The 10854-nt window shown below is 67.9% G+C and carries 4 protein-coding genes; 1 reads left to right on the forward strand and 3 read right to left on the reverse strand.

Annotated features, from left to right (window positions below; translation table 11 throughout):
• Positions 1-460: 460 nt before the first annotated feature.
• Together ABZT02_RS41665 and ABZT02_RS41670 are read right to left on the reverse strand one after the other, a co-directional pair.
• The gene (locus ABZT02_RS41665) at positions 461-982 is read right to left on the reverse strand and encodes a hypothetical protein (RefSeq protein ID WP_356027670.1); all 522 of its coding nucleotides are present in this window, start codon (positions 980-982) and stop codon (positions 461-463) included.
• Complete coding sequence (locus ABZT02_RS41670; RefSeq protein WP_356027673.1) at positions 970-7311, reverse strand: DNRLRE domain-containing protein; 6342 nt, start codon at positions 7309-7311, stop codon at positions 970-972. The genes ABZT02_RS41665 and ABZT02_RS41670 overlap by 13 nt, the downstream gene beginning before the upstream one ends.
• 859 nt (positions 7312-8170) lie before the next feature.
• Here ABZT02_RS41670 and ABZT02_RS41675 point away from each other — a divergent pair.
• Entirely contained in the window at positions 8171-9271 is a 1101-nt protein-coding gene (locus ABZT02_RS41675) for a hypothetical protein (protein WP_356027675.1), read from the forward strand.
• A gap of 654 nt (positions 9272-9925) precedes the next feature.
• Here the strand turns inward: ABZT02_RS41675 and ABZT02_RS41680 are convergent.
• Entirely contained in the window at positions 9926-10120 is a 195-nt protein-coding gene (locus tag ABZT02_RS41680) for a hypothetical protein (RefSeq protein WP_356027678.1), read from the reverse strand.
• Positions 10121-10854: the final 734 nt, after the last annotated feature.

Consider the following 10854-nt stretch of genomic DNA (forward strand, 5'->3'; position numbering starts at 1 on the left):
CCACGCTCGGCCGTCCTCGTCCGGCCGGTCGGCGATCCGCCCCAGGGGGTGCGGCATGTCGGTGCGCGTCCAGGCGGGGATGTCGATGAGGTAGATACCGGCCCCGGCCTTGTCGTACGCGTCGAGCGGGCCGGTGTGCAGGAGCTTGTTCGGGGCGAGCGGCACGGCCGAACAGGCGGAGGGGAAGCTGCCGTTGCGGTCGATCAGGCACAGCACGCCTTCGCCGAACGAGTCGGGCACGTCGAGCTGGTCGCGGCGCACGCGCCTGCCGTTCGCCCGGATGTGGGGCACGCGAGCCATTGATCGTCATCGATCAGGATGATTGGAAACGTTACCGTTTTCTCTGTCTTTCCTTGCTCGTTCTCCGTGGTCATTGTTTTCCGTGTCAGGGCCTGATGCGGGGCGCCAGATCGAGGGCGCCCCGCATCGCTGGAGGGGGGCGGGGTCTGGACTAAACGGGCTAGAGGACTAGAACCGTTATCCAGATTCCCCACATTCCCAGGGTGAGGATGAGAACTGCGCTTTCGCCGAGCCAGCGGCTGATCCAGAGGAGAGTTCTCTGCTCGGCGTTCCCAGTTCGCAGGGCCCGTCGCGTCAGGATGTGGCTCAGTTGGCGTGATAGGAACAGAGCGCTGGGCACTGCGACGACCAGGGAAAGCGCGATCCGCACGTACCGTTCTGCCGTTGAATCACCCGTGCCCAGCAGGAGACAGCCGACTCCCACCAGGGCAGCGACGACGAACCACAGCCATGAACGGAATCCCAGCACGTCCGATGCTGGGCCCCACACGTTGTTCTCAGCCTTCCGGCGGATCTTTCCCGGTCGAAGCTCGAACAGTTCCGCCACGGCCTGGTCGGCCTCAGCGGCCGCGATCGCCGCCTCCTGCCGATCCCCACGTGCGAGAATGAGGAATATCAAGGTGGTCAGGCGGGTCTCGACGGATCTCAGCATGCTCTTGTGGTTCTTGGTCACCGCAGCCATCGCCGCCATCCCTGCTGCCGGTAGGAGCGGTACTCCCCATAGAGGCCGTAGGCCGTGGAAGCTCCGCCGTACCACCTGTCGATCCCGTCCGCACGCCGCGTGTAGCGGTGATGGTACCGACTGCTTGCCTTGGCCGCTCTGCTGCGCATCCGCTTGTTGTACCTCCCGCTGCCGCGCACCCCCTTGGCGTATCGCGCCATCCTGCGGCCCTTCCAGAACTTCCCCGCATAGCGAAAGCCCCTTCCGGCACCAAAGGTGGCACTACCGGCTATGTCCATATAGCCGCTCCGGTCGCCGTGGTAAACCTTGTAAATACCTCGGCCGAGGGAAATACCTGCGGAGATGGCAGAACACGCGGCGCAACCGAACATTCCGGCTATCGCCAGCCCAGTGCCCACCCTGTCGATCCATTTGCCCCAACCGAACCGGCCGTCGAGGTCGTAGCAGTTGAGCGGATCGCTGCTGCAGTACTCGTAGGCGTTGGCGTTGCCGCCGGGAACAGGGTCGACGGACAGGAAGCGGCCGGTGGTGGGGTCGTAGAGGCGTACGCCCATGAGGATGGCGCCGGTGACGGTTTCACTGGAACGCTGCTTGCCGCCGAGCCAGCTGTAGCGGCTGGTGGCAGTGCCGGACTCCGGGTTGCCGTACTCGTCATAGGCGAGGGCGGTCAGCGCCTTGGAGGTGTCCAGAGGGAGCTGCACCGTCACGTCACCGTGGATGTCGGTGAGCTGGAGGACAGTGTCCCCGGTGGCGCTAGTGATCGCGTCGAGGTTGCCACTGGTGCCCTGGACGTTGCGGGTGAGGGTGCTGCTGGTCTCCTGAATCCAGTCGGGGCTGTCGGTGTCGGAGCCGTAGTGGTTGGTCTTGGATCCGGTTTGGGTCCAGGTGCCGCTGCTGTTGGATTCGGTGGTCCAGGTGGCGAGTCGGCCGGCCGCGTCCAGGTTCCACGTCTGCCGACTGGTGCCGGAGGTCTGCTGGCGGACGAGGTCATTGGCGTAGTAGCCGACGGTGGCGCCGGACGCCTGGGTGGTGGTGCGGCCAAAGGCGTCATACGCCGTGCCAGACGTGGTGAGTCGGTCTGCGCTGTCGTAGGAGTACGACGTCGTCGTCGCGCCGGTGGAGGTGCAGGCCGCGCCGACGTCGCTGGTGGCGACGGCGAGGGCGGTGCGGTTGGTGTTGTTGTCGAAGGTGTAGTCGCGGCGGGTGCAGGCACCGTCCGGGTCGGTGTCGTCCGCCTGGGTGAGGCGTCCGGCCGTGTCGTAGCTGTAGCTGCGGCTGCGGCTTTGGCCCGCGGTGTTCGCGTCGGCCACGACCTGGCCCTGCACGCTCTCTTCCGTGCTGTCGGAGGCGACGACGGTGCCGTCGCTGTCGCGGGTGTAGACACGGGATGTCTCGGCGCCGGTCTCGTCCTGGCCGAGGGTCAGGGTGTAGCCGCCGGGCAGGGACTCGGTGGCGAGGTCGCCGTCCGCGTCGTAGGTGGCGGCGAAGGTGCCGGCGACGGAGTCGGTGCGGGAGGTCTCCACACCGCGCGGGTCCTTGGCCGTGTCGTAGGTGTAGGTGGTGGTGGACGGTGAGGAGTCGGTGGTCTTCACCACGCGGTCCAGCGCGTCGTACTGTGTGGCGGCGGTGTTGCCCGCGCCGTCGGTGTAGGTGATTTCCCGTCCGAGCTGGTCGTAGGTGTGGGTGATGGTCTGGCCGTTCGAGGTGGCCGTGGCCACGTCACCGCTGTCGGGGTCGTAGGTGAGTGTCGTGCTCGCTACCCCGGTGCCCACCCCGCCGCTGATCGATGTGGTCTTGGTGCGGCCTGCGGCGTCGTAGGTGTTGGTGGTGGTGCGGGTGACCGAGTTCGCCGTTTCGGTGACCTTGGCGGTGTTGCCCCATCGGTCGTACTCGATGGTCTTGGTGGGCAGTTGGGTGGGGTTGGAGCCGCCGCCGGTGATGCTGCCGGCGGGGCCGGTGGAGCAGGGCAGGTCGGCCCATTCCGGCTTGCCGTTGCACGCGCCGGTGCCGGTGGCCGCGTAGTACGTGGTGACCGTGGCGCCCGCGTCCGAGCCGGACGACTTCGGCAGGGCGCTCTTGATGACCCGGCCTTGAGAGTCGTAGGACGTCGTGGTCTTCAGGGCCAGGCCGGACGGGTCGGTGATGGTGGCGGTGGGCAGGCCCTTTGCCCAGTCGTACTGGGTGGTGGTGGTGCGCACGTCACCGTCGGACGGGTAGCCGTCCACGAAGGCGCCCGTTTTGGTGGTGGTGACCTGGTTGGCGACGGTGGCGGTGCCGTCGGTCGGGCGGCCCTCGTCATAGGTGTTGACCGTGTGCTGGCGTGCCGTGACCTGCGAACCGGCCGGGAGGTCGGTGCCGCCGCTGCCGGCTTTCAGCGCGGCGGTGAGGGTGACCTGGTGCAGCGGACCGTACTCGTCACTCTCGCGCAGGCCGTCGGAGGAGTACACCGAGCGCGTGGACAGCAGTTCAGCGCGGTCGGCGCTGGTCATCTGGTCGATGGACAGTGCGATCTGTTCTGCGCGGCCGTCGCCGCTGGTGGCTACTGCGAGTTCGCGGTTTCCCGCGGTCAGTTCGCGCACGGTGTTGCCGAAGCGGTCGTACTCGGTCATGCCGATGTGCCCAGCCGGGGTGGCGGTGTTGACTGCGCGGCCAGAGGCGTCGGTGTAGGTGATGGTCGCCCGTTTGTAGTCGGTGGCGGTCAGGTCGCTGCCTGTGTTCGAGGCCGGCACGGATTCGGCTGGGGAGACGGGGGCGGGGAAGACGGCGGTCGCGTCGGTCGGTACGTCCGTCTGGCCCCAGTCATCGATGTCCGTGGTGCCCATGGGGTTGGGGGCTTTGGAGCCGGTCAGCGGCACGTCGTAGACCACGCTGGTAGTCGCGGTCGTGCCGTCGGTGGTGCTCTTGGTGCCCGCGGTCAGGTTCGGCCGGGATGCCTTGAGGAGCATGCCCGTGCCAGCGGTGGCCGCATTGCCGGCCGTGCCGTAGGTGAAGGTCCACGGCAGCTCGCCGGGGGGAGTCAAGGTGGCGACGCGTCCGGCGCTGTCGTAGGTGTAGGCCGTCTTCAGCGCGGGGCTGATCCGGGGGTCCCACTGCTCGCGCAGGCGGCCGGCGGTGTCGTAGGTGTACTGGGAGACGACTGTGGCGGTGGTGGTGCTTGCTCCTGGCGTGATCGCCCACAGCTTGATCTGCTGGACCTGTCCGGTGTAATTGCCGAACGCTGAGCTGGTGGCCGTGGTCGATGATGCGTAGACGAACTGCATGACCCGGCAGCCGGTGGTGTCGCTGGCGTTGGTGAACGAGTCCTGGCCGGCGGCGGTCGCGGTGTCGATGGCGGTCTGGCACTTGTCGGCGCTGACTGCTGTCGTGGGCGCGATGACGTACTTCGGGCGGGCCCGGGTGGTGCTGCCGGAGGTGACCTTCTCCGGGACCACCGTGGTGGTGGAGTTGGCGGTCGGCAGGTAGGTGCTGGCGACCTGCCAAGTCGTGGCCGTCGAGTCCACCTTCGCGAACGTCGTGGTGGTCCCCTCGTCGTCCTTCACCGTAAACGTGCCATTCACGGAACCGGTCAGGGTCAGGTCTTCCGAGCCGGGCTCGGGTTTCCAGCCGCCCGCCGAGGTGGCGGTGAACCCTGTCTCCTCTCCGTCTACGTCAACCAGGGCCACCGAGGTGGAGGAGGTCCTGCGGACGTACGCCCAGTCGGAGTCGGTGATCTCTGCGGTGGTTCCGGAGGTCCACTGCGGGCCGAAGATGGCCACCTGGCCCTCCGCGTCCGAGCCCGCGGTCGGGCGGCGGGAGGAGGCGGTGCGCGAGACGGATAGGTCGAAGCCGGAGGCGTCGGTGTCGGACAGGGTGAAGTCACCGGTCAGCGCGTTCACCGTGCCGGGGCCGACATCGGCGCTGGGCGCGGTGCCGGCGTTGCGGTCCACGGTGATGGTGTGAGCTGAGGAGTAGGCCGTTGTTGTGCCGTCGGTGAAGGCGGCCCGGATGTCGAGAGAGCCGTCCTGGGACAGGGAGTTGGTGACGTTCCACGTCAGTGCGGCCGGGGAGCCTCCGGTCACCGACACGGGCCAGGCGGAGATCGCGGAGTTGTCGGAGGACTTGGTGACGTCGACGACCGGGATGCTGGTCCAGGTGTCGGTTTCGCCGCGCCGGTACTGGTAGGTGACCCCGGTGTAGCCGGGATCGCCGGTGGAGGTCAGGCTTATCCGACGGGCAGAGCTGTCGCCGTCTTGTGGGGTGAGCACTCCGGCGCCGCCGCCGACGCCGAAGGCGTAGGTGGTGGCGGTGGTGGAGATGTTGCCGCCGGAGTCGATGGTCTTGGCGTACAGCTTGTGCCAGTCCTCGCCCGGAGTGATCGAGATGGTCAGCGGGTCACCGCCGTTTCCGTCTGCGGTGTCGTAGACCGACTTCGGTGTGGCGGTGTCGTCCAGGCCCCACAGGTAGCCCTGGCCGTCACTGGAGGAGGTGTCCAATGTGCAGGTCACCGCTCCGGAGGCCTTCGCCGTCCAGGTGTCCTGCGGGTAGGCGGCGCAGGCGATGGAGGGGGCGGTGGGCTTGGCGACGTTCGGTACGAAGTAGATGTACGACGACCAGGCGCCGTAGTCGGTGCTGTCGTAGCCGCGCACCCGCATCCGCAGATGCGCCCCGGCCAGCTGGTTCGCGGACGGGATGGTCAGCTTCGCGGTGGAGCCGGAGGCCACGGAGGCGGTGGTGCCGGTGTAGGAGTAGGAGGTCTCACCGGAGTACGACGGGTCGTTGGTGATCTCGAACTGAGCCTTGACCGACGAGCCGTCCGCGTCCGTCACCTTCGCCGACAGGGTCGGCGTGTAGGTGGTCACATAGCGTTTGCCGCTGTAGGCGTTCACGCTGCTGGGCGAGATCGCCAGTCCGCTGGTGGTGGCGTAGGAGTTGTAGGTGACCGTCAGGTGCGGTTCGACTGAGGTGTCGCCGGAGGCGTAGTTCGCCGAGCGGAATCGCCGCCAGGTCAGCGAGTCGCTCTCGTCCGCGCCGCGGACCTGGAGTCCGTAGTTGACCGATCCGCTGGCCCATGCCTGCACGATGGCGTCGATGTCGAAGTTCACCGTGCCGGCCGGGCAGTCGGTGCTGCTGTAGCCCTTGGCCGCGGTACTGGTGACCGCGCCGGTCGTCGTGGTCGACGGCTGGACACCCCAGGTGACGTCCGACGACGACCACGAGGAGGTGATCCGCCGCACCTGGGTGCCCGCGCCCGAGGTGGAGCAGGTCGAGGAGTAGTACGAGTACAGCGCCAGGTTGGTGTCGGTGATGTGCTTGCCCGCGAACTTCGACACGTCGAACTTCAGGTACGAGCGGGCGATGTCGCTGCCGCCGTCGTACGTACCCGACTTCAGCTCCGTCGAGGACACCTGCGAGTCGGTGTAGTCCGGGGTCTGCACCCAGGTGTCGGTGGTCACCGCGAGCGTGGACGTCGGATCGACCGTCACCGGGTACTGCGCTGTCGCCAGGAAGTCCTGGTCCGGGGTGAGCACCAGGGTCTGCGCGCCGTCGTCCGCGGTCTCGACCTTGGTCGCTACCTGCTCCTGGTGGTCGGACTCGCCGGACGCCGGGTTCTTGGAGGCGTCCCACATCATCGGCGCCGGTGCCTCGGCGACCAGGTCGCCGTCACTGTTCTTCAGCAGCAGGTGGCCGGAGTCGGCCTGGGACAGCTTGAGCCCGTCCAGGTCCAGCTGGATCCGGTACGAGACGGCGTCGCCATCGGGCCGCTGGGTCAGCTTGATGTTCTCGGAGAAGCCTTGCGCCAGCGCGGTCACCGAGAGGGTCTGGCCGCTGCCCAGGTCGTAGGCGGCGGTGCTGTTCTTCACCGTCGGGGTGGGCAGCTTGTCCTGCCAGCCCAGCCCGAAGGACTCCTTGCCCTTGGTCACCGACGCGAGATCGGTGTCCCCGCCGTCCGAGACCGCGATGTCGGCAACCGCCGCCGCGGGAGTGAGGTCGGCACCGGTGTCGGACAGCGCGGTGTCGACGTCCTTCCATGCGCCTGCCTGCTTGACTCGGATCGGACCCGCGTACGCCGCCGTCTCCAGCTCCCCACTGGGCAGCGCGTACGTCGTCGAGTCCGCCGTCCGCTCAGAGACCACTTCGATCTTCCGGCCTTGCAACCGGGCCATCAGCACCGCTGACGCCTCGTCCTGCGCCTCTGCCGGACCCGATGCCGGGGCGGTCGACTCCGCCGTGACATCGGTGCTTGGCGTGGCGAACGCGATGCCGGTGTCCTGGGACACCAGGGCCGCCTCGGTCGCGAACAGCATGACGACGCCGATGGCTATCTGCCGTAGCCGTCGCGCCTGGCGCACCCGGCCTCTACTTGATCTGCCATGGGCCACAGGTCTGTGACGCACGATCAGCTCCCTCCCTCACGCTCCGCGATACGGAGCCAACAGAAACGAGCTGATCTTCACAAAAGGCTCAGACTTCACTTACTGAAAGAGCACCAGATACCCAAATCGAGCCATGCGGGTCACCAAGGAGCGTTAAATAGCCTGATCCTGACGGTGGCCTCAGCCCATCCCAATTGCCCGCCTTCATACCCTTCGAACCGAAGGTATTGGGCAGTTCGGCCTGTGACCGCACCCTCTGTGCGGTTTTAAGATTTTCCTAAGAGATGAAAGAAGAAGTGGAGTAACCGGTAAGAAAACGACAAGATCGCCGCAGCCTCGCCGTGTGCACCCTGCGTGACGGAATGGCGTGATTCAGCCGTTTGCCGCTCCCTGCCAGGGGAAAGCAAGACCGCCGAACCCGGACTGTGGGAGGAGGTGGCGGAGGTGTACCCGGCGGCCGGGGTGGCCGAAGTCCCCAAACTCCGTTGCCTAGCTGTCGCCCTGAGTCAAGGCTGTGGCGGCGAGGATGGACCCCGTAGGCGGTCTGGGAACCGGACTGTGGCCTTGGGCCAGGGGATGCCGTCGCGGCCCTCTGGGTCGTAACCGTGGCCGAGATCCGCTCGCTGGAGGAGCTGCAGACGCCGGACAGCACGCGCTCATCTTCACCCCGCTCGGGCTGGGCGGCCCGATGCCTGCCGAGCGGTCGGCCGACTTCCTGCAGCGACTGGTCGCGGACTGCGATCTTGCTTCGGACGTGGCGGAGGGAACGCGCCGGGAGTTCGATCGGCTTCAGCGCCTCTTCGCCTACGGTCTGCTCGAGTACGACGTCTTCACCATGGTCGACGACCGCGCCCTGCTGGTGATGGAGCAGGCGCTGCGAGAACGGTTCGTCCAGTGGTGCGCCGGTGCGGTCACATTCGAGGACGCCAACGGCTGTGAGCCACCAGTGACCGAGGACGTGCGCACCTACGACGATGTCTTCGCCGCGGTGAAGAAGATGGGCAGGAGGAGCCGGCGGAGACCGCGGCAACAGCCATCGCCGCAGTGGCGGTTGAAGGTCGGCATCACGCTGATCGACTTCAACGGCATGCTGGCCGGGCTGCGGACCTGGGCACGGGCGGCCGGTCTGCTGCGTGGTCAGCGCACGCGTGGCATCGAGCATGCGATGTCGAAGCTGCGCGATGCTGTGGCCGACCCGACCGGTTACCACCGCACGACGCCCGTGGAGACGGCACGGACCCTGCACGACCTGGCAGAGCTCATCAATCAGCTCTGGGGGCACCCGACCCCCGGCGGGCGCCTGTACCCCGCCCCGGTGGAACGCGGCATCGTCGTCATGGCCTGGAACGACGAGGGAAGCGTCCACATGGCCCAGGCCGATGCCCTGCGCGACGATACCGATGCCGACGGATACCACTACATCCTGATCCGCAGCGCTTCTGGCCCCGGAAGCCGGTACGAGGACGCGTACTGGGCGGCGTTCGACGCCCGGTTCGAAACCACACAGTTCCCTACGGACTACCTCTGGGGGCCCAGGAGTCGCAGTGACGCCCTGGCCTGGCTCGATGCAGAGCAACCGAAGGGGGACACCGTCGACTACGTCGACCGCGTCTTCATGCTCCGCGAGCACGACGGCCAGGTGTACCCGCCGATGCACCCGGAAGTGGCCGCGGACCTCACCGAAGAACACCAACGCGGCACCTGGCGCACGGTGCGGGCCGACTTCCCCGAACACGTCTTCGCCCACGTACGCGGTCTCAGCAGTCCCGGGCACGCCCGCACCGGCGACTGCAGAAACTGCGCTGCTCATCACCTCGAAAGCGGCAGCCACGAACAGGCCTTGCGGGCCGCCGAAGACGCCATCGGCGTCGTCACCCCCCGCAGGCCGCCCGCCGTTCGCATCCCAGACTCGTTCCTCTGGCCACACAGATTCTGAGCTCACGGAATGCGGATGGGCGGGTTCATCGGTCGACGCCCCTTATACAGCGCACCCACGCACACTACAACCAGGCGTAGGTGAAGAGGCGCGCCCGGCGCAGGAGGCCGGGGCCGCCCGCGCCCTGCCGTCCTGTCAACGCAAGTCACTACGACGCCAGGATCCAGCAGCCGGAAGCGATCATCTCGCAGCCGCGGGATCGTGAGCGCGCGCCGCCTCAACTTCCGCTGCGGCCTTCAGTGGTAGGCAGCGACCGCAGGTCGGCCGGTCGCACACCTGCAGCGGACCGTCCCATCGGTGGCGTCCGCGCCAGCGCTGTTCGTAGCACAGTTGGTCTGGCCCGGACTGCGGCATCAGCCGAAGTGCGCGGCGGATGGCCGACCGGGCTGCAGTCAGCGCGCCGGGCACGGTCGGGTCGGCCAGCAGCCGCATCGCCTCGGAGATCGCCGTGCAGCCCTGGCGGTAGCCCGGCAACTCGCCCGGGGGGACGCCTGGGGCGCGGACACGGTCGGCCGTGTCTGCGGCCTGGCGCCATTCCCGGGCGCCCGGTTCGTCCTGCCATGTCGCCATCGGCCCTCCGCACGTTGCTCCTGCGCCGGTTCCCCTCCTTGTAGCGGCCGGGCTCCGGCCAGGTCGCCGGCGACACCGCCCTGTTCACCCGGACGGCCCCGGCTCGGCCGGGCCCAGATCCTCGCGGAGACGAACGAACCGCACGGTGCGGTGCCGGGTGGTGCCCAACTCCACCTCGGCGAGCAGCGGCGTGACCACCCGGTGGCCCCCACCAGGCAGCGCCTCCCGGACGCCGTCCGCAAGTACCCGGCCGACGGCGGCGCGCTGCCTGCTGTCCAACTGCGCCGTCTGGGTGAGGGTCCGTCCGGGAGCCGGCCGACGAGGTAGGCGGGGCGGGACGGGGAGCCCGCGATCGCCACGATCTCCGTGTCCACCGTGTCGACATGCACTGGTGGAGTGTCGGTATTCGAGGGTTGCAGTATTCGCCCGGAGGGCGAGCACTCCCACACCCGGCCGGGTAGCGGCGACAAGGCGTACAGCTCACCGCAGCGGGTGCTGTCTGCGCGAAGACGCCGGATCAAGAAGGAGAGACCGACCACTTGCGGTTAACCAGCGTCGGCGCCCGCGCTCCGGTGCGGGCCCTCGTCCTCTGCCACCGCGCTGTACAGGCCTTCCCGGCAGCGGCTATCCCGCACGACAGAAGGCTCACCCGGCGTTACGAGGTTCACGACGCCGGTACGGCATCGATCTGCTGCTTCACCCGGAGGAGGTCGAACTGGCGCCGTTCGCCGACGATCCGGCCGTCGGCCACGTAGGAGAAGTTCATGGCCCGCACCGAAATCTTGTGGCCGAAAGTGTCACCTGGTGACCACCTGGTGACCGCTGTCCGCCGGGCGATTTGCCGGAGTCCAGGGAATGCTTGGGGAGCGCCACCGCGAGCGATCAGCCGCCGACACGCCGCGCAAACACCCGAAACGTTCCGGAAGGAATCTCACGCCATGACTACGACCGCGCCCAAGGCTCCGACTGCACCAGGGGTGCGGTCCTGGTGGGGAATCCCGTACGCCACCGCC

This window comes from Streptomyces sp. NPDC005402 (assembly GCF_040606575.1).
Classification (GTDB): domain Bacteria; phylum Actinomycetota; class Actinomycetes; order Streptomycetales; family Streptomycetaceae; genus Streptomyces.

What these genes read in the sequence shown, in the direction of transcription:
- ABZT02_RS41675 (WP_356027675.1), top strand. Translation starts at nt 8,171, where the DNA reads ATGGTCGACGACCGCGCCCTGCTGGTGATGGAGCAGGCGCTGCGAGAA.
- ABZT02_RS41665 (WP_356027670.1), bottom strand. Translation starts at nt 982, where the DNA reads ATGGCTGCGGTGACCAAGAACCACAAGAGCATGCTGAGATCCGTCGAG.